The organism is Flavobacterium odoriferum (genome assembly GCF_025499515.1).
Lineage (GTDB): Bacteria > Bacteroidota > Bacteroidia > Flavobacteriales > Flavobacteriaceae > Flavobacterium > Flavobacterium odoriferum.
Window position 1 is genome coordinate 415,196 of sequence record NZ_JAMKFA010000001.1, and the last position, 21,162, is coordinate 436,357.

Genomic DNA, 21,162 nt, shown 5'->3' on the forward strand with positions numbered 1-21,162 from the left:
AATATCATGAAAAACACATTTTTAACCTTTATAACTTGTTCCATTTTTTCATTTGGAATAGCACAAACCGAAAAAAATGTTGGTGATTTTACCAAAGTAACCGCTTTTGATAAAATTGATGTCAACTTAGTTGCTTCAACTGAAAACAAAGTTGTTTTAACGGGTGCCAATTCTCAAGAAGTAGAATTAGTAAATAAAAATGGCGAATTAAAAATCAGAATGCCTTTAACTAAAATGTTAAGTGGTGACGATGTTTCAGCTACGGTTTACTACAAAAAATTAGAAGGTGTGGAAGCTAATGAAGGAAGTAGAGTTTCTTCAAAAGATGAAATTTCTGCCATTAATTTTGATATCATTTGTAAAGAAGGTTCTGAAATTAAACTAACTAATTTACAAGCCGATAGATTACAAGTTCGTGTTTCGCAAGGAAGTATTGTAACTACAAAAGGAATGGTAAAAAATCAAGACATTTTATCCAATTCTGGTGGAAAATACGATGGTCAAGATTGTAAAACGCAACAATCTGTAGTTACGGTAAACGCTGGTGGAATGGCTCACGTATATGCAACAGATTTAGTTGATGCTAAAACAAGAGCTGGTGGTGAAATTAAAATTTACGGAAAACCAAAACAAATCAACGAAAAGAAAATAGCTGGAGGAACTATAGAACAAGCTAAATAGTTTAGTGATTAGTAAAAAGTAACTAGTAATTAGTTATTTTTTATAGAAATTAGTAATTTTATACTTTAATTAATAAGAGTCTTGTGAACTTATCACTTATCACTCTTTACTTATCACTTAAATTTGCATTTACACGATATACTTACCGCAATTCCTTGGGGACTTTTGTTAGCTTTTTCAATTGGTCCTGGTTTTTTTGTTTTACTTGAAACCAGTATTACCAAAGGTTTTAGAGCGGCATTTACTTTTGATTTAGGAATTGTTTTTAGTGATATTATTTTCATTTTAATCGCTTATTTAAGTACCAATCAACTTTTAGAACAATTAAAAGATAATCCAACACTTTTTGTTATTGGCGGAATTATCATGTTGGCTTACGGATTAATTTCGTTTATTCAACTCAAAAGAAATTTCAAAAAACAAACTGAAATTGAACAAGACGATGATAATATTCCAAAGAAAAATTACTTTGCTTTGTTCTTCAAAGGGTTTTTATTGAATTTCATCAACATTGGAGTTTTAGGTTTTTGGATGATGATTATCATTACTTACGGACCACAAATGGAAATGAACACTTCTCGAATTTCTATTTTTTTCGCAGCAATTTTAGTGTTTTATTTGGCTTTCGATGTAGCTAAAATATTATTAGCAAAGCAATTGAAACACAAATTAATTCCTGCAAATATCTACAAAATCAAACGAGTGATTAGTATGGTAATTCTAATTTTTGGTTTGTTTTTTATACTACAAGGTTTCTTCCCAAAAGAAAAAGAAATGATAACCAATAAGTTATTGCCTGATACTGCTATTACTGAATAATATTTTTCATTATTTGTGATCCTGAACACGTTTCAGGATCTAATTATTTTTTTCTAAAAATTATTCTATAAAAAACCTTCTAATTTCTTAGAAGGTTTTAGAGGCATCGCCCGAAATATCTTTAATTAATTTTTCTTAAAAATTAAAACAAAAAAAAAGAGCTACTATTTCTAGTAACTCTTTAGAGGCATCGCCCGGATTCGAACCGGGGTAGACGGTTTTGCAGACCGCTGCCTAGCCGCTCGGCCACGACGCCATTAGTTGAACGGACTGCAAATTTACATTTTATTTCTACTTATGCAAAATATTAAGTAAATATTAAGCTATAATTTCTATTTGTAAAAATTATTATAATACTTTTGATTCACTAAATATTTACAATAAAAAATGAGAAAAATCTATTATTTAAAGCCTGTTTTTAATTTTATTTTAATTGGATTACTTATTTTAACATTTAATAGAATTTTCTTATTTATAATTTTTAATGAAAGAGTTGTAGAAACTCCAAATTATTTTCAATTATTTAGTATTGGACTTCGTTTTGATTTAATTCTCCTTTGCTATTTAAGTTTTCTTCCATTTGTTCTTATTACAGCTTTACCAAACAGTATTTTAAATAAAATCAAACAATTTTTCAATGTTTATTTTATTTTCTTCTTGTTTCTAATTCTTTTAATGGAGTTATCAACTTTAGATTTTATCAATCAATATGACACGAGACCAAATCGTTTGTTTTTAGATTATTTAATTTATCCAAAAGAAGTCGTTGGAACTTTAATTAAAAGCTATTTACCTTCTTTAATTATCACCACAATTTTACTAGGAATAGCATTGTTTTATGCTTTCAATTATGGAAAAAAATTATTTTACCCTATCGAAAGTAAGTATAAAAACAAGTTACTTTTATTTCCTGTAGTTGCTTTCTTTTTGTTTTTTGGAGCTCGTGGAAGTTTAACTTCTAAACGTCCAATAAATGCTAGTAATGCCATCTTTTGTTCCGATCAAATGACAAACTCATTAGGATTAAATTCGTTTTATACAGTAGCTTTCGCAGCGTATTCAATGAAGAATGAAGGAGATGTTAAAAAATATGGTAAAATGGACGAATTAGAAGCATATTCTCGTGTAAAAAAATACATGGATGTAACTGAATTTATTCCTGGAGAAGTACCTTTTTTACACCTTCAAAAACCAGATGCTCCACAACCAAAATACAATGTGGTAATCTTTTTACAAGAAAGTTTAGGAGCAGAATATGTAGGATGTTTAAAGGGTTTACCACTAACACCTGAATTAGATAAATTATCAAAGGAAGGTTTATTATTTACCAATTTATATTGTACCGGAACTCGAAGTGTAAGAGGAATTGAGCAAGTAACCGCAGGATTTTTACCTAATCCATCAGAAAGTATTGTTAAATTAAGTGGTTCACAACAAGGGTTTTTTACCTTGGCAGATGCTTTTGGCCGTCAAAATTATGATACGAGTTTCATTTATGGTGGAATGGCAAATTTTGATAATATGGCATCTTTTTTCAATGGAAATGGATTCAAAAATATTATTGATGAGACTGATTTTGACAACGATGGAAAAAAATATGCGATGAAAGGAACTTGGGGATATTCCGACGAAGATTTAGCAGTGAAAGCTAATGAATATTACAAAAATCTTGGTAATAAACCTTTCTTTTCTTTGATGTTTTCAACTTCAAATCACGAACCTTTTGAGTTTCCTGAAGGAAGAATTCAACTTTATGAACAACCTAAAAATTCTGTTCATAATGCCATGAAATATGCTGATTTTTCTATTGGTAAATTCTTTGAATTAGCTAAAAAAGAATCATATTATAAGAACACTATTTTTGTAGTTATTGCAGATCATAACACCAGAACGTATGGTAAAAATTTAGTTCCAGTTAATAAATTTCATATTCCTGCTTTAATCATTGCGCCAAATGTTGATAAAGGAATTACCTACGATAATTTAGCAAGTCAAATGGATATTCCATCAACGGTTTTGGCTTTATCAGGTATCACAACTAAATCGCCAATGCCAGGAAGAAATTTATTAAAATTACCAAAAGGTACAAAAGGAAGAACCATTATGTTATTCCATGAAACCTATGCTTTTAGAGTAGAAGATGATATTGTTATCTTAAATCCAAATACAAAACCATTGCAGTTTAAAGTAAAAAGTGACACTGAATTAATTCCGGTTGCTTTAAACGAAGAATTAGCTAAAGATGCGCTAGCTCATATTGTAGCATCAAGTAATATGTACAAAAATAGAGTGTATAAAATAGATTAAAAAAGCCTTTTTGTCATGCTGAACTTGTTTAACTTCGTTGAATCTTCGATTTCAGCATCTCAATAAGACTTGAGAATATTAGAATCTGAAATAAATTCAGATTGACAAGTATTTTAATTTCTAAACTCTTCCATTTCAATTGTTACTGCTTCTACATCGCCACCAATAGGAGGATTCAATTTAGAAACCGCTAATTTTATTCTAGAAATTGACGGAATTTCCGAAAAACATCTAGTGATAATGCGCTGTGCAACATGTTCTAATAATTTAGAGCGAATCGCCATTTCTTCCACTACAATTTTATTCAACAACACATAATCAACGGTATCAGCCAATTCATCTGTTTGAGAAGATTTACGCAAATCGGTTTTAATTTCTAAATCTACACTATAATCTGAGCCAATTTTTCCTTCTTCTATCAAACAACCATGATAAGAGAATGTTCTGATATTTTGTAATTTAATAGTTCCCATAAATTTTTAGTTTCAAGTTTGAGGTTTTTTTGGTTTCAAGTTGTTTTTCTTTATCCAAAGTTACATAAAACCTGAAACTTTTAAACTTGAAACTTGAAACATTTTCTATCTTTGCATAAAAGATAGAAAAACAATGTCAACAGAAGAAAAATCATTGAATTTTATAGAACAAATCATTGAAGAAGATTTAAAAAATGGTTTGTCAGCAGATAAATTACGTTTTCGTTTTCCACCAGAACCAAATGGCTATTTACACGTAGGTCATGCTAGTGCTATTTGCTTAAATTTTGGTTTAGGAATCGATTACAAAGCACCAGTAAACCTACGTTTCGACGATACCAATCCATCTAAAGAAGAACAAGAATATGTAGATGCTATTAAGCGCGATGTAGAATGGCTTGGTTTTAAATGGGATAAAGAATGTTATGCTTCAGATTATTTCCAACAATTGTATGATTGGGCAGTGGAATTAATTAAAAAAGATAAAGCGTATGTAGACAGCCAAACTTCGGAAGAAATGGCGCAACAAAAAGGAACGCCTACGCAACCAGGAACCGATTCTCCTTACAGAAATCGTTCAATCGAAGAAAATTTGGACTTATTTACACGTATGAAAAACGGAGAATTCGAAAAAGGAACTCATGTTTTACGTGCTAAAATTTCGATGGGCGCTAACAATATGTTGATGCGTGATCCTATTATTTACCGCATCATGCACGCACATCACCACAGAACAGGAAACGATTGGTGTATTTATCCAATGTACGACTGGGCGCATGGTGAAAGTGATTATTTAGAGCAAATTTCGCATTCATTTTGTACGTTAGAATTTTTGCCTCACCGTGAATTATATGATTGGTTTTTGAATCAAATTTACGACCCAACAAAGGTGCGTCCAAAGCAAAGAGAATTTGCACGTAGAAATTTATCACATACGGTTGTTTCTAAACGTAAATTATTGCAATTAGTTGAAGAAAAGCATGTTACAGGTTGGGATGATCCTCGTATGAGTACGATTTCTGGAATGAGAAGAAGAGGTTATACGCCAAATTCTATTGTAAATTTTGCTAATACAATCGGTATTGCAAAACGTGATAATTTGATTGATGTTTCGCTTTTAGAATTCTGTGTTCGTGAAGATTTGAACAAAGTTGCACCTCGTGTAATGGCCGTTTTAGATCCAGTGAAATTAGTAATTACGAATTATCCTGAAGGTCAAGAAGAATGGTTAGAAGCCGAAAATAATCCGGAAGAAGAAATAATGACCTACAGAAAAGTGCCATTTTCTAAAGAATTATATATCGAAAGAGAAGATTTTCAAGAAGAAGCACACAAGAAATTTTTCCGTTTGACATTAGGAACTGAAGTTCGTTTGAAAAATGCTTATATCATTAAAGGTGAATCAGTTGTAAAAGATGAAAACGGAAATATCACCGAAATTCACGCTACTTATGATGTAGATTCTAAATCAGGAAGTGGAACAGAAGCAAGTCAAAGAAAAGTAAAAGGAACCATTCACTGGGTTTCGATTCCTCATGCAAAAGAAGCTGAAGTTCGTGTGTATGATAGATTATTCACAAACGAAAGTCCAGATAAAGATAAAGAAGTTGATTTTAAAGAATTTATCAATCCAAATTCATTAAAAGTAATTACAGGTTATGTAGAACCAAGTTTAGTTACTTCAAAAGAATTAGATCATTTTCAATTTCAACGTTTAGGATATTTCTGTGTAGATAGAGATTCAACAGCTGAAAAATTAGTTTTCAATAAAACAGTTGGACTTAGAGATACTTGGGCAAAAATTTCAGAACAATAAAAATTTTCGATTTTTTGTCATGCTGAATTTATTTCAGCATCTTAATCATATTTTAAACGTGTCAGATTTTCAAAACCTGACACGTTTTTGTTTTATATAAAAATTTTAATAAAAAATTAAAAAATCATCACTAAAAATTATTATTAGTAAAATCTATTAAAAATTAATTTTTAATAATTATAAACTTAAAAAAGTGACTTTCATAAATGAATTTTAAGAAAAAAACTTTTTTAGGTAATGTGTTTTTACATCTTTATTTGTAAAAGTAGCTAAAATCGCTTTATTTTAATTTTTACCTAAATTTGAGGTAATTTTATTCTGATTTTCTCTTTTTGGGACTGTATCTAAAAAATTATCACTGAATTTATAAATTTCTAACATTTGGTTATAAAAAAACCACCAATTAAAAATTGATGGTTTTGAAATTTAATTTGATAATTCAATTATACTTCTTCAGATTCTCCTTCTGTTCCAAATTCGTCTTTTTGATGTTTCTTTGAAACTTTTTTGATGTTTCCTTTTTTCATCATTTCACCCACTTGGTTTGATGCACTAAATGAAGCAACCATATTGTTTAACATGTCACTTCCAGCTTGAGGTGAGTTTGGTAATAAAATTAAATTACTATTTGCATCTGCACCAATCGCTTGTAAAGTATCGTAATGTTGTGTTACTACAATTAAAGCTGAAGCTTCTTGAGAATTAATTCCCACTTTGTTTAACACATCAACAGATTCTACTAAACCACGAGCAATTTCTCTTCTTTGGTCAGCAATACCTTGACCTTGAAGTCTTTTACTTTCTGCTTCAGCTTTTGCTTTGGCAACAATTCTGATTCGTCCAGCTTCTGCTTCGTATTCTGCTGCTGTTTTTTCACGGTCAGCTGCGTTAATACGGTTCATCGCATTTTTAACTTGAATATCTGGATCAATATCAGTGATTAACGTATTGATGATGTCATAACCATAAGTCGTCATCGCTTCGTTTAACTCACGTTTTACCGCAACTGCAATATCATCTTTTCTTTCGAAAACGTCGTCTAATTTTAATTTTGGAACTTCAGCACGCACAACGTCAAATACATACGATGTAATTTGGTCGTGTGGATATTCTAATTTATAAAACGCTTCGTATGCTTTTTCTTGTAATACTTTAAACTGTACCGAAACTTTCATTTTAACGAATACGTTATCTTTTGTTTTGGTTTCGATGATAACATCTAATTGTTGAATTCTCAAGTTTACTTTTCCTGCAATTCTATCCACAATTGGAATTTTTAAATGTAATCCCGAATTACGAATGCTGTGAAATTTTCCAAAACGTTCTACAACCGCAACAATTTGTTGTTTTACGGTAAAGAAAGAAGAAAAAAGAACAATTAATCCAACGAAAATGATTGGAAACATAATAAACTCCATAATGTTTAGTTTTTAGATTTATAGTTATACGCTTTTTAAAGTAAAAAGTTACAAAAACAAATTTATAAACCCTATTTTTGCCCCCTAAATTTATATAAATGAAGAAATTAGTTTTTATTTTTCTAATAATTTCAACTGTTGCAATGGCGCAACGCGGTTTTAAAGACAGTAACCGAATAGGAATTGGTGCGGGTTTAACCCAATTAAATATTTATACCGATAATTTTACCGTAACTCCAGAAAGTGGATGGATTGGCGGTTTAAGTGTTAGAGGAAACTATTATAACAACTGGCAAATGAGTTTTGGTATGTTTTTTACCGATAGTAATTTCTCTATACCAACATTAAAAGGATTGCAACAAACGCAAACGAATTTCAAAATGTCGGCGGTTCAAATTTATATTGTACCAAGTTATGTAGCAATTGAAGACCATTTGAATTTAGAATTTGGTCCCGTTTTACAAATAAATGGAAAATTAGGAATTGATAAAGACGACGAAAACAATTTATTGTTAGACCAACCGGGTTTAATTGCCAAAGATATTGTAGATGTTTCAAAAATAAACGCTAATTTCTACGTTGGAATCAACGGCGGAATTAAAAACGTAAGAGCAAGAGTTGGTTACCAATATTGTTTAACCAACTTCTTCGGAAACCTTAAAAACAACGATAACGTAAAGTTACTTGGCGAAAAAATGAAAGGAAATATTGGTTTGATTAGTGGTCAGATTACAATATATTTGTAAAATACTTACAAAAAAATATAAATCGAAAGCTCAAATATAAAATATTTGAGCTTTCTTGTTTAACAACTAAATTATTATTTATGAAAACACTTTTTAGTTCTATTTTATTATTATTGGTTACTATTTCAACAGCTCAATTTAAAATTCCTAAAAAAGTAGATTGGGAAATTGCCAATACTAAACCTATTCTTCTTCTCCAACTTCCTGATTCTGATCCAAATGCTCAAATATTTAATTCTAATTTAAAAAAATATGTTGAACAGTATTTTGGAGCATCGAGAATTTCGCAATATTTACAGCCAAAGGAATTTGAAAAAGTTATTAGAAAAAATAAAAAAGAATTTATATTTATTGGTTACAAATATAATAAGTCTGGTTCAACATGGTTTACTCAAATTTATTTAGGAATTAATGATGTTACTTTTATGATAAATGGAGGTTATTTGTCAAGTGTTAATTTTGAAGATAAGTCTAAATTTTTAAAGTCAGCTGTAAAGCAATTTACAGAGGCAGATATTAAATTTGCTATTGCATCTTTCAAAAATCAAATTGATTATGGTGTTTCACACGATGATCTATCTTTTAGTGAAATGAGAAAAAACGGAAGTAAGACTCCTGCTGAATTAAATCCAAGTGTAAAAGAATTAAGTAATCTTACTTTACTTATTGATAAAAATCTTGTTGGTGAAAAATTTGTTAAAGAATTTACATCTACTTATAAATATAAATTTGAGTTTGTTGAAAGTAGCAGAATTGAACAAGCAATTTTAAATAATGAGAGAAATTTTGCTTTCGTTTATGAGTATTGTCAACCTACTGCTAATGGTAATTTTGCAACATTATTGTATATTTATAAAGGTGATGATTTATCAAATATTTTTGCTTATTTTCCAAATTCTTCTGGAATTGGTTATGTAGAATTAGTTAAAGGAATTGCAAGTAATTATGGAAGAGATTATGCTAACACTTTAAATGAATCAATTAAGTAATATATAATATTTAAGAAAAAACCCTCTGAATTTCAGAGGGTTTTCTTTTTTATAAAGTAGCTATTGCTTTTTCAATTCTTTTCACCGTTTCGGCTTTTCCTATCATTTCTATGATGTCGAATAAATGTGGGCCTTTTAACGCGCCTACTAAACTCAATCGTAACGGTTGCATTACTTTCCCCATTCCAATTTCGTTAGCTGTCATCCATTCTTTTAATAAGGTTTCGATGTTAGCAGAAGTAAAATCTTCTATCTTTTCTAATTCCGTAATCACTTGTTGCATTAAACCTGGTGTTTCTTCTTTCCAGTTTTTAGCAGCTTTTTCATCGTATGATGTTGGTGCTTCAAAGAAATAATCCGCTAAATCCCAAAATTCATTCACGAAATGCGCTCTTTCTTTAATTAAAGAAACCACTTTTGTTAAATCAAGTGAAGTCGAGATTCCTTTTTTATCTAAAATCACTTTAAAGCTTTCTGCTAAACTTTCATCTGATTGCTTTTGCAAATATTGATGATTGAACCATTTGTTTTTCTCTGGATCAAACTTCGCTCCAGCTTTGTGAATTCTATTTAAATCGAATTTTTGTACCAATTCTTCTAATGAGAAAATCTCTTGTTCTGTTCCGTCATTCCAACCTAATAAAGCTAAAAAGTTGATAACTGCATCAGGGAAAAATCCGTTTTCTCTGTAACCAGATGAAACACCCTCTTCGGTTTTCCATTCTAAAGGAAATACTGGGAATCCCATTTTATCACCATCACGTTTTGATAATTTTCCGTTTCCAATTGGTTTTAAAATCAATGGTAAATGCGCAAATTCTGGTGCGTTCCATCCAAAGGCCTTGTATAATAAATGATGTAAAGGCAAACTTGGCAACCATTCTTCTCCACGAATTACATGAGAAGTTTCCATCAAATGGTCATCCACTATATTCGCTAAATGGTACGTTGGCATTCCATCTGATTTGAATAAAACTTTATCGTCTAATAAATTCGTATCAAATTTAATGTCGCCACGAATGATGTCTTTTAACTCTAAAATTTCATTCACAGGCGTTTTGAAACGGATTACATACTGTTCGCCAGCAGCAATTCTTTCCTCCACTTTTTCACGTGAAACCGTCAACGAGTTATCCAATTGCTCTCTTACCGAATGATTGTAAATAAATGTTTTACCATTTGCTTCTGCTTCTTTTCGCATCGTATCTAAACTTTCTGCGGTATCAAAAGCATAATACGCCCAACCTGAATTTATCAATTGGTCCGCATATTGTTGGTACATCGCTTTGCGTTCGCTTTGACGATAAGGTCCGAATTTTTCATTCTTTCCTACAGTTTCGTCTGGCGCAATTCCTAACCATTCTAAAGCTTCAAAAATATAAGCTTCTGCTCCTGGAACAAAACGCGTTTGATCGGTATCCTCAATTCGTAAATAGAAAGTACCGCCATGTTTTTTAGCAAATAAATAATTGAATAAAGCGGTACGAACACCACCAATATGCAAAGGTCCTGTTGGACTTGGTGCAAATCTTACTCTTACTGACATTTCATTAAATTTTGTGCAAAGATACGATTACAATTTAGAAGTAAGAATTTAGATTTTAGAAAATCATTAGGTTATTAACAATTCAAAACCATAAATGTTAAGTTTCACTAAAAACCTATTGACAATTCTAGGAAGATGTTGTAATTTTATCGGTTATAAACAGTATATCAACAATTTTGGAAGCAAAAAGCATTATTTTCGATAAGCTCGAAGGGTTTATCAAGAAGTTTTACACCAACGAACTGATAAAAGGAGTCATTCTTTTCATCGGATTGGGCTTGTTGTATTTCATTTTTACCTTATTGATTGAATACTTTTTATGGTTATCCACTTCAGGGAGAACCGTTTTGTTTTGGTTGTTCGTAGGTGTAGAATCGTTTTTATTGATTCGTTTTATTGCATTTCCGTTGTTCAAATTATTCAAATTGCAACAAGGAATCAATTACGAACAAGCGTCAGAAATTATTGGAAATCATTTTTCGGAAGTGCAAGACAAGTTGTTGAACTTTTTACAATTGGCAAATCAAAGTCAAACTTCAGAATTATTAGCAGCTTCTATCGAACAAAAAGCAGCTTCCTTACAACCGATTCCATTTTCAAATGCGGTAAATTTTGCTAAGAACAAAAAGTTTTTGCCTTATGCTATTGTTCCAATTCTATTATTGATTTTGTTTTTCGTTACCGGAAATTCTGAAATCATTTCCAATAGTTTTGCTCGTGTGGTGAATTATGAAACCAAATTCGCACCGCCTGCTCCTTTTGAATTTGTGGTTTTGAATAAATCGTTAACCGCTCAACAAAATTCCGACTTCGTATTACAAGTCAAAACACAAGGAAAAGTGATGCCTGAAAATATTGCGATTCAAATTGGTGATGAAGAATATTTTTTACAAAGCACAAAACCAGGAGTTTTTGAATATACGTTTTCAAAATTATCAAAAGATGTTACTTTTTCGCTTTTAGCGAATGGATTAAATTCGAAAGAGTATCAGATTAATGTGGTGGATGTTCCAACGATTGCCAACTTTGAAATGGTGTTGCAATATCCTTCTTATTTAGGAAAGAAATCGGAAGTGATTCAAGGAACTGGAAATGCTGTGGTTCCAGAAGGAACGGTTGTGAATTGGAGAATTAACGCTTTGGCAACTGATAAAGTGAGTTTTAAATCGAACAATCAAGTGAGTGTTTTCGCGAATAAAGAAAATAATTTTTCGCTTTCAAGAAGAATCACGGATAATTTAAGTTACGAAGTAATTACTTCGAATAGAAACATCAATGAATTTGAAAAATTGTCTTATCAAATCGCAACTATCAAAGATCAATACCCAACAATTTCAGTTCAAATTGCTCCAGATTCATTAAAGTTAAAATCTAAAATGATGATTGGTCAAGTTGCCGATGATCATGGTTTATCAAAATTGCAAGTTGTTTTTTATCCGAAAGGAAATCCAAATGCAGTTCGAAAAGCTAATTTAGCTATCAATAAACAAGCGGTGGATCAATTTATTTATTCGTTTCCTAATGGTTTATCCATTGAAGAAGGTGTTAATTACGAATTTTACTTTGAAGTATTTGATAATGATGTAGTTAACAATTATAAAAGCACAAAATCATCTATTTTTCTTCATTATGAATTGACTGAAGACCAAAAGGAAGACAAACAGTTGCAAGAGCAGAATGAAAACATCAATAGTTTAGAAAAATCACTTCAAAATCAAGAGAAGCAAATTTCAGAATTGGACAAACTGCAAAAATTGAATAAAGAGAAATCCAATTTAGATTTCAAAGATCAAAAGAAAGTGGAAGACTTTATCAATCGTCAAAAACAACAAGATGAAATGATGAAAGAATTCACTAAAAAGTTAACTGAGAATTTGGAAGAATTCAATCCAAAAACAGAAGATAAAGACAAAGAAGAATTATTACGCCGTTTAGAAGAAGCCGAAAAACAAGCAGAGAAAAACGAAAAATTGCTTAAAGAATTAGAAGAGCTTTCTAAGAAATTAGAGAAAGACCAATTGTTTGATAAAGCAGATAAGTTAAAACAGAACGCAAAAAATCAACAACAAAATTTAGAGCAATTAGTTGAATTGACAAAGCGTTTTTACGTAGAACAAAAAGCGGAACAAATTGCTGACAAATTAGACAAGTTAGCTGAGAAGGAAGAAAAATTAGCTGATGACACTAAAGAAAATAACAAGGAAAATCAAGATGCCATCAATAAAGAGTTTGACGTTATTAAGAAAGAACTTGAAGATTTAGACAAACAAAATAAAGAATTAAAAGCTCCAATGGACATCCCTAATGACAAGAATGTGCAAGAGGATGTAAAAAAAGACATGGAGAAAGCTTCTGATGAATTGCAAAAACAAAACCAACAGAAAGCAAAACCGAAGCAAAAATCGGCTGCTGCCAAGATGAAAGAAATGAGTCAGAAAATGTCTCAATCTATGCAATCAGGTGACATGGAACAAATGCAAGAAGATGCTAAATTGTTACGTCAAATTCTTGATAATTTATTAGCTTTTTCATTTGATGAAGAGAGTTTAATTAAGACTACAAATTCTTCTCAAGTACGTTCTTTGCAATTGAATAAAGTCTTAAAAAAGCAACAAGATTTGAAGTTACAATTCAAACATGTGGATGATAGTTTATTTGCTGTTGCCTTACGCAACCCAAAAATTACCGAAACGATTTTGAATGAAGTCGGTGAAATCCATTATAATTTAGATAAGACTTTAGAAAATTTAGCGGATAATAATATTGCAAAAGGCGCTTCACATCAACAATATGTTTTAACATCAGCGAACCGTTTAGCAGATTATTTAAGTAATGTGCAAAGCGAAATGAATATGGAAATGCAAGGTCAAGGCTCTGGAAAAGGGCAGCCAAAACCTGGTGGTGGAAAAGGAATGCAATTGCCGGATATCATTAAACAACAAGAAGGTTTAGGAGAAAAAATGAAAGACGGAATGAAACCAGGTGATAAGCCTGGAGATAAACCGGGTGAAAAACCAGGTCAAGGAAAACAAAAAGGACAATCGGGTGAAAGTGGTGAAGAAGGTGAAAATGGTTCTGATGGAAATGCAGGTAAAGTATTAGACATTTTAAAAGAGCAAAGACAATTACGTGATGCTTTGCAAAAAGCCTTAGAAAAGGAAGGAATGTTGAATCAAGGAATGGGTGCTTTGAATCAGATGAAAGAAATCGAAAAACAACTAATTAATAAAGGTTTTATAAACGAGACCTTGCAAAAGATGTTGAATTTAAAACACGAGCTTTTAAAATTAGAAAAAGCCATTCAGCAACAAGGAGAAGACACCAAGCGTCAGTCAAAAACAAATGATAAGAACTATAATGGTAGCACTACTCCACTTTCAAAGGAATTAAAAGAATATCTGAATAGTGTTGAAATATTAAACAGACAAAGCTTACCTTTGCAACCCAATTTTAACCAGAAGGTTCAAAACTATTTTAAAAGCAATGATTAGTTTTAATTACGAAACAGATTTCGAACTCGAAAACGAAGCACAATATGAAGATTGGATTTCTCGCATTATTGAATCCGAAGGATTTGATGAAGGTGAAATCAATTATATCTTTTGTGATGACGAATACCTACATAAAATCAATGTAGAATACCTTGATCACGATACTTTAACGGATATTATTAGCTTCGATTACACAGTAGGAAATTTAATACAAGGCGATATCTTTGTTTCGGTGGAACGAGTTAAGGATAATGCTAATGATTTTAATGTTTCTTTTGAAGAGGAATTAAAACGTGTATTATCACATGGTGTTTTACACTATTGTGGTTACAAAGATAAATCTCCAAAAGACGAAGCCTTAATGCGTTCGAAAGAAGAAGAAAAAATGCAAATGTTTCACGTGGAACATTAAGCTTATAAACTAGATTTTTTTTAAATGTTTCACGTGGAACATAATATTTATAAAAGATGTTTTTAAATCAATATGATGTAATTGTTGTGGGTGCTGGTCATGCCGGTTGTGAAGCAGCAGCAGCTGCTGCCAACATGGGGTGCTCTACTCTTTTGGTGACAATGAATCTTCAAAACATTGCACAAATGTCATGTAATCCTGCTATGGGAGGAATTGCAAAAGGACAAATCGTGCGTGAGATTGATGCCTTGGGTGGATACTCTGGAATTGTTTCTGACAAGACCGCGATCCAATTCAAGATGTTGAATAAATCAAAAGGACCCGCGATGTGGTCGCCAAGAGTGCAATCGGACAGAATGCGTTTTTCGGACGAATGGAGAACCATGTTGGAGAATACTCCGAATTTGGATTTCTACCAAGAAATGGTGGCTGGGATTTTAGCTGAGAATGGAAAGATTGTTGGAGTGAAAACTTCTCTTGGAGTGGAAATAAAAGCTAAGTCGGTTGTGTTGACAAACGGAACTTTTTTGAATGGTTTGATTCATATTGGTGATAAACAATTTGGTGGTGGTCGTGCAGGAGAAAGTGCTTCTTTCGGAATCACAGAAGATTTAGTAAAACTAGGTTTCGAATCAGGAAGAATGAAAACAGGAACGCCTCCACGTGTGGATGGTCGTTCTTTGGATTTTTCTAAAATGACAGAGCAACCTGGCGATGATGTTCCAGAAAAGTTTTCGTATTCTAATTTGACCGCTCCATTAAAAACACAACGTTCTTGTTGGATGTCGTATACTTCGTTAGAAGTGCACGATATTTTACGTGAAGGTTTTGACAGAAGTCCAATGTTCAACGGAAGAATCAAAAGTTTAGGTCCGAGATATTGTCCATCGATTGAAGACAAGATTAATCGTTTCGCTGATAAAGAACGTCATCAACTTTTTGTTGAACCAGAAGGTTGGACAACTTGTGAATATTATATCAACGGATTCTCAACTTCATTACCAGAAGATGTTCAGTTCAAAGCATTGCGTTCTGTAGCAGGATTTGAGAATGTGAAATTTTTCAGACCTGGTTATGCTATCGAATACGATTACTTCCCTCCTACGCAATTACAACACACCTTAGAAACTAAATTAGTCGAAGGTTTGTATTTTGCTGGACAAATAAATGGAACAACTGGTTACGAAGAAGCAGCATCTCAAGGTTTAATGGCTGGTATTAATGCAGCGTTAAAAGTGCAAAATAGAGAACCATTTATCTTAAAACGTGATGAAGCCTATATCGGAGTTTTAATTGACGATTTAATTACAAAAGGAACAGAAGAGCCTTATCGTATGTTTACTTCACGAGCTGAATACAGAACATTACTGCGTCAAGATAATGCTGATTTTAGATTAACACCTAAAGCATTTGAAATTGGTTTAGCTAAAGAAGACCGTTTGATTCGTATGGAACAAAAATTTTCACAATCGGAAGCGATGGTAAATTTCTTTAGGGAAACAAGTCTAAAACCTGAAGAAGCAAATCCAATCTTGGAAGCTAAAGGTTCGGCTCCAATGAGTCAGCCTGATAAAATGTTTAAAGTTTTCTCTCGTCCGCAATTGGATTTGGAAGATTTTAGAAAATTTAAAAAAGTGGCTGCTTACATCGAAGAACATGATTTAGATCAAGAAGTTGTTGAACAAGCCGAAATACAAGTTAAATATTCTGGTTATATCGAAAAGGAAAAAAATAACGCCGATAAATTGACTCGATTAGAGGATATGATTATTCCAGATAATTTTAATTTCGATAAAATCCAATCAATTTCAATTGAAGCAAAACAAAAATTAAATAAAATCCGACCTCGAACTATCGCTCAAGCTTCTCGTATTAGTGGAGTTTCGCCAAGTGATATTTCAGTGTTGTTAATATATATGGGAAGATAGTCTCAGTTTTCAGTCTCAGTTTCCGGTTTTTATTTAACTGCGACTGAACACTGCGACTGCAAACTGAATATGTTTCATGTGAAACAACGTTGTCAACCCTATTAAAATAAGCCTTTCGCATAAAAATAAAAAAATGAATTTTTTAGAAGATAAAAGTTTTATTACCGTTAAAGATTTTTCAGTTTCTGGGGAATCTTTTTCCTTGTTGTTAAATGAAGAATATCAAATCTTAAAAACGCATCCGCAACCTACTTTAGATAAGTTAGGTTCGTATTACGAATTTGAAGATTACATTTCACACACCGATGGAAAACGTACGATGTTTGAAAAAATGTATCATTTTATCAAAAGAAAAGCAATTCGCGATAAAGTTAGTTTGATTAATTCGTACCAACCTTTGAAAGGAAGAATTTTAGATATTGGTGCTGGAACAGGAGATTTTCTTTTAGAAGCAAAAAATCAAAATTGGGAAATTCTTGGAATCGAACCAAACGATAAAGCAAAAGGAATTGCTGTTGGAAAAGGAATTAAATTTGGTGATACAATTGAAAAGTTAGAAAGCAATTCGTTTGATGTGATTACCATGTGGCATGTTTTAGAACACGTTCCAGATGTCGAACATCAAATTGCTGAATTGAAACGTTTATTGAAACCATCTGGAACGATTATTATTGCTGTTCCTAATTTCAAATCGTACGATGCAAAATATTATAAAGAGTTTTGGGCCGCTTATGATGTGCCAAGACATTTGTGGCATTTTTCAAAAACAGCTATCGAAAAATTATTCGACAAACAAAATATGAACTTAGAAGATATTAAACCAATGTGGTTTGATAGTTTTTATGTGTCACTTTTATCAGAAAAATATAAATCTGGAAAAATGAATTTCATTTCAGGATTTTTTATTGGTTTGATCTCAAATGTGTCCGGATTGTTCAAAAAGGAATTTTCATCGCATATTTATGTACTAAAAAACAAGTAAAAATCATTTTAAAGCGATTTTAAGCATTTTTTTAGATGTTTTGATGTGATTTGTTGTGGTTTTTTAGAACATTTGTTCTGAACGATTTGTGAAAGTTGTTTTCAATAGCTTGAATCTATCAGAATTTAAAATCAAAATAAAAAATGCTTATAGTTGAAAAATAAATAAAAAAGCAACATATTTGCTACTTACCAACTTATTATTACTTTTACAAAAATTATTAATTATTTAGATCAAATGAAAAAAGCCATTTTAATTTTAGGCGTTGCTTTAAGCATTTTAGCTTGTAACAAAACAGAAACAAATTCAAAAGAATTCAAAACAGCATATATCAATACATCAGAAATAATCGAGAAATACGAGAAGTTTAAAGATGAAGACGATAAATTTAAAGTAAAATCTGAAGAATTAGGCCGTCCTTTAGAAGCTAAAGTTAGAGCTTTTCAAGCTGATGCTCAAAGTTTTCAACAGAATGCTCAGGCAAAAGGACCACAATGGGCGCAACAAATGGGTGCTTCATTACAACAAAGAGAGCAACAATTAGGAATTGAACAAAATGCATTAATCCAACAATTGCAACAAGAAGGAGCTGTTTTAAAAGATACTTTAATTAGTGAAGTTAAAAAATTCATCAAAGATTACGGAAAGAAAAAAGGATATGACTATATCTACGGAACAGGTGATGCTGCAACAGTTCTTTACGCTAAAGAAGGTTATGACATTACAAAAGAAGTTTTAAAAGAGCTTAATGATACTTATAAAGCTACTAAGAAAGACGACAAAGTAGCTACTAAAGAAGAAGAGAAAAAATAATTGAAAGTCCCGAGTAATCGGGACTTTTTTATTTATAATCGTTTCTATATATTTGTATTTCAAATTTATATGCCAAATGGAACCATTATCAGCCGCAGCTAGTTACACCCTCCGATTTATTAATCAAACCAATAAATCCATCTTCCTTACCGGAAAAGCAGGAACCGGAAAAACCACACTTTTAAAGGAAATTATCGCTACGACACATAAAAATACGGTTGTTGTAGCACCTACAGGAATTGCCGCTTTGAATGCAAATGGCGTTACGATTCATTCGATGTTTCAATTGCCCTTTGCAGCTTTTATTCCTGATAATAAGCAACTTACACATTTTTCAGACACTGTAAAATTTGAAAATCGCGATTCGTTAGGTCGTCATTTTAAGATGAATAACGTGAAACGTTCCGTAATTCGAAATATGGAATTGTTGGTTATTGATGAAGTATCTATGTTGCGTGCCGATGTTTTGGATGCCATGGATTTTATGATGCGAAAAGTACGCAGAAACGAAAGACCTTTCGGTGGGGTTCAAGTTCTTTTTATAGGAGATTTATTACAATTACCACCAGTAGTGAAAAATGAAGAATGGGAAATGCTAAAGAATTACTATCGAGGTATGTTCTTTTTTCATTCACATATTATTCAACAATATCCGCCTTTGTATATTGAGTTGGATAAAATTTTCCGTCAAACAGATGCCGAATTTATTGATGTTTTGAACAATTTACGACACAATAAAATCACTTCGGAAGATGTTCAACTTCTAAATCAATTTGTACAACCCGATTTTGATCTCAAGAAAAATAAAGGATTCATCATTTTAACTACTCACAATTCCAAAGCGGATACCATAAACGCAAAGTCTTTACAAGATCTTGAAGGCAAGCAATTCACCTATTTACCTGAAATTACAGACGATTTTCCAGAAAAAATATTTCCATTAGACGAAAAATTACAACTCAAAGTTGGTTCGCAAGTCATGTTTGTTAAAAACGATTTGAATTTCGAAAAGCAATATTATAACGGAAAAATGGGCGTTATTAAATCGTTAACAGAAAAAGAAATTTTTGTTCACTTTCCTGAAGAAAATAAAACTATTGAAGTTGAAAGGTACGAATGGCAAAATATTCGCTACAAAGTCAACGAAAATACAAAAGAAATTGAAGAAGAAGTCATCGGAACTTTTGTCCACTACCCTATCAAATTGGCTTGGGCGATTACGGTGCATAAAAGTCAAGGCTTAACTTTTGACAAAGCAGCGCTCGATGTATCGCAAGTTTTTGCGCCTGGACAAGCGTATGTAGCTTTATCGCGTTTGCGTTCGTTAAAAGGGCTTATTTTGCTGTCTCCGTTGCGAATGAATGGTATTTCGAGCGATGAAGAAGTGCTTAATTATGCTGAAAACAAAGCTTCTGAAGAAATCTTACAACATTCGTTAGCCAAAGAAACGTTGTTTTTTTGGTTGAATACGTTGCTTAATTCATTTGATTTCAAAGAATTAGGTCAAGAATGGCGCAATCATTTGTTTAGTTATAACTCCGAAGCACCGAAATCACCTAAAACAAAGCATAACGACTGGGCAAAAACTCAAAATGATAAAATCGCCGAAATTTTAGAACCTTCGGGGAAATTTATGTCCCAATTACAGAAAATTTTCTACGATGAAAATCTGGATATCAAATTTGTTAAAGAACGATGTGATGCGGCTTATCAATATTTTTTCAAAACGTTAGATGCAGTTGCAGAAGAATTGTTATTGAAAATTGAAGAAGTAAAACGCATCAAAAAAGTGAAAGCGTTTTATGACGAATTATTGGTTTTAGAAGAACTCCAAATCAAAGCAATTTTACAACTGAAAAAAGCAAAATTACTAACTAATATCATTGTCGATGGAAAAGAGATTTCGAAGAAAAATTTAATTTCGGAAGACATGAGTACTTATAAAATCAATAAGTTAGTGGTTGTAGCAGAACGCTTTAGAACTTCGCACGCTGCTTTGGTGGAAGACGACGAAGAGGTTTCGTATTACACCGATTCAAAAAAGAAAAAAACAAAAGAACCAAAGAAATCGACTTACGAAGACACCTTAGAATTGTGGAAACAAAACTTATCAATTTACGAAATTGCTAAACAGCGAAAACTAACACCACAAACCATCTATAACCATTTTACTAAGCTGATTCAAATGGAAATCGTGCAACTTTCCGACATTTTGCCAGAAGATAAAATTTCCGATTTAAAAGTGGCTTTTAAAGATTTTAAAGGCGAAAGTTTAGGTGAATTAAAAGAAATCCACGGCGATAAATTTTCCTGGGATGAGTTGCGTTTGTTTAAAGCGGGTATAACGAATTAACTCAACCAGTTTACCAACATTACAGCTGGAATAAAGTAAATTACGATAGTTCTTGCACCGTCATAATCTTTCGCTAATCGTTGTCCAAACAAAAGAAATAGTAAAGTAACACAAGATAAAATAGCGCCATAAAAGCCTAACCCTTTTATTACCACATCTTGCATGATGTTTTGAATTATACCCGAAACACATAAAACACCTGAAACAATTTCTAAAAGTAATACAATTCCTAAAGCGAAAGGAACTTGTTTCGCTAAAACAGTATTAGAAAAATGTCCATTTAACCATTCGACATTGCCTTTCCAGTCTTTAATTTTATCATATCCAGATTGTAAAAAGGTAATTGCTAAAAAAGCCAAAACTAAAAGTGGAGCTACTTGTGTCATAA

Annotated in this window: 16 protein-coding genes and 1 tRNA gene; 12 read left to right on the plus strand and 5 right to left on the minus strand. The window is 31.8% G+C overall.

Annotation, left to right across the window (positions count from 1 at the left end; translation table 11 throughout):
* Positions 1-6: 6 nt before the first annotated feature.
* Both M9Q43_RS01970 and M9Q43_RS01975 read left to right on the plus strand, forming a co-directional pair.
* Positions 7-681, plus strand: coding sequence for a head GIN domain-containing protein (locus tag M9Q43_RS01970; protein ID WP_262317299.1), 675 nt, complete (start codon positions 7-9; stop codon positions 679-681).
* A 123-nt stretch (positions 682-804) separates the two neighbouring features.
* Entirely contained in the window at positions 805-1,500 is a 696-nt protein-coding gene (locus M9Q43_RS01975; RefSeq protein WP_262317300.1) for a LysE family translocator, read from the plus strand.
* A gap of 185 nt (positions 1,501-1,685) precedes the next feature.
* Here the strand turns inward: M9Q43_RS01975 and M9Q43_RS01980 are convergent.
* Positions 1,686-1,756 (minus strand) — tRNA-Cys (locus tag M9Q43_RS01980).
* A gap of 131 nt (positions 1,757-1,887) precedes the next feature.
* Between M9Q43_RS01980 and M9Q43_RS01985 the strand changes: the two genes are divergently transcribed.
* Positions 1,888-3,807: an LTA synthase family protein gene (locus M9Q43_RS01985; RefSeq protein ID WP_262317301.1), complete on the plus strand. Its 1,920-nt coding sequence runs from the start codon at positions 1,888-1,890 to the stop codon at positions 3,805-3,807.
* A 113-nt stretch (positions 3,808-3,920) separates the two neighbouring features.
* Here the strand turns inward: M9Q43_RS01985 and folB are convergent, their stop codons facing one another.
* The gene (gene folB, locus M9Q43_RS01990; RefSeq protein ID WP_262317302.1) at positions 3,921-4,280 is read right to left on the minus strand and encodes a dihydroneopterin aldolase; all 360 of its coding nucleotides are present in this window, start codon (positions 4,278-4,280) and stop codon (positions 3,921-3,923) included.
* Between the two features lie 133 nt (positions 4,281-4,413).
* Between folB and M9Q43_RS01995 the strand changes: the two genes are divergently transcribed.
* Positions 4,414-6,096 (plus strand): glutamine--tRNA ligase/YqeY domain fusion protein, encoded by a 1,683-nt coding sequence (locus tag M9Q43_RS01995; RefSeq protein ID WP_262317303.1) that lies wholly within the window; start codon positions 4,414-4,416, stop codon positions 6,094-6,096.
* A gap of 443 nt (positions 6,097-6,539) precedes the next feature.
* Here M9Q43_RS01995 and M9Q43_RS02000 read toward each other — a convergent pair whose 3' ends face one another.
* Complete coding sequence (locus tag M9Q43_RS02000) at positions 6,540-7,514, minus strand: SPFH domain-containing protein (protein WP_262317304.1); 975 nt, start codon at positions 7,512-7,514, stop codon at positions 6,540-6,542.
* 98 nt (positions 7,515-7,612) lie between these two features.
* Here M9Q43_RS02000 and M9Q43_RS02005 point away from each other — a divergent pair, with 98 nt between their 5' ends.
* A complete protein-coding gene (locus M9Q43_RS02005) occupies positions 7,613-8,260 on the plus strand; it encodes a PorT family protein (protein ID WP_262317305.1) in 648 nt (215 codons plus the stop codon).
* 80 nt (positions 8,261-8,340) lie between these two features.
* Positions 8,341-9,249 carry a hypothetical protein gene (locus M9Q43_RS02010; RefSeq protein ID WP_262317306.1) on the plus strand — a complete coding sequence of 303 codons (909 nt, stop codon included), beginning with the start codon at positions 8,341-8,343 and terminating at the stop codon, positions 9,247-9,249.
* A 49-nt stretch (positions 9,250-9,298) separates the two neighbouring features.
* Here M9Q43_RS02010 and gltX read toward each other — a convergent pair whose 3' ends face one another.
* Complete coding sequence (gene gltX / locus M9Q43_RS02015; RefSeq protein WP_262317307.1) at positions 9,299-10,795, minus strand: glutamate--tRNA ligase; 1,497 nt, start codon at positions 10,793-10,795, stop codon at positions 9,299-9,301.
* A gap of 176 nt (positions 10,796-10,971) precedes the next feature.
* Here gltX and M9Q43_RS02020 point away from each other — a divergent pair, with 176 nt between their 5' ends.
* The 6 genes from M9Q43_RS02020 to M9Q43_RS02045 all read left to right on the plus strand — a co-directional run bounded on the left by M9Q43_RS02020 (position 10,972) and on the right by M9Q43_RS02045 (position 20,774).
* Positions 10,972-14,286 carry a DUF4175 family protein gene (locus tag M9Q43_RS02020; RefSeq protein WP_262317308.1) on the plus strand — a complete coding sequence of 1,105 codons (3,315 nt, stop codon included), beginning with the start codon at positions 10,972-10,974 and terminating at the stop codon, positions 14,284-14,286.
* Positions 14,279-14,698, plus strand: coding sequence for an rRNA maturation RNase YbeY (ybeY, locus tag M9Q43_RS02025; protein WP_026725417.1), 420 nt, complete (start codon positions 14,279-14,281; stop codon positions 14,696-14,698). Before M9Q43_RS02020 ends, ybeY begins: the two co-directional genes overlap by 8 nt.
* A 56-nt stretch (positions 14,699-14,754) precedes the next feature.
* A complete protein-coding gene (mnmG, locus tag M9Q43_RS02030; protein WP_262317309.1) occupies positions 14,755-16,626 on the plus strand; it encodes a tRNA uridine-5-carboxymethylaminomethyl(34) synthesis enzyme MnmG in 1,872 nt (623 codons plus the stop codon).
* Positions 16,627-16,759: 133 nt separating this feature from the next.
* Entirely contained in the window at positions 16,760-17,608 is an 849-nt protein-coding gene (locus M9Q43_RS02035) for a class I SAM-dependent methyltransferase (RefSeq protein ID WP_262317310.1), read from the plus strand.
* Between the two features lie 237 nt (positions 17,609-17,845).
* The gene (locus M9Q43_RS02040) at positions 17,846-18,421 is read left to right on the plus strand and encodes an OmpH family outer membrane protein (RefSeq protein ID WP_262317311.1); all 576 of its coding nucleotides are present in this window, start codon (positions 17,846-17,848) and stop codon (positions 18,419-18,421) included.
* Positions 18,422-18,497: 76 nt separating this feature from the next.
* Positions 18,498-20,774, plus strand: coding sequence for a helix-turn-helix domain-containing protein (locus M9Q43_RS02045; protein WP_262317312.1), 2,277 nt, complete (start codon positions 18,498-18,500; stop codon positions 20,772-20,774).
* Here the strand turns inward: M9Q43_RS02045 and M9Q43_RS02050 are convergent.
* Positions 20,771-21,160 carry a DoxX family membrane protein gene (locus M9Q43_RS02050; protein WP_262317313.1) on the minus strand — a complete coding sequence of 130 codons (390 nt, stop codon included), beginning with the start codon at positions 21,158-21,160 and terminating at the stop codon, positions 20,771-20,773. The genes M9Q43_RS02045 and M9Q43_RS02050 overlap by 4 nt on opposite strands.
* Positions 21,161-21,162: the final 2 nt, after the last annotated feature.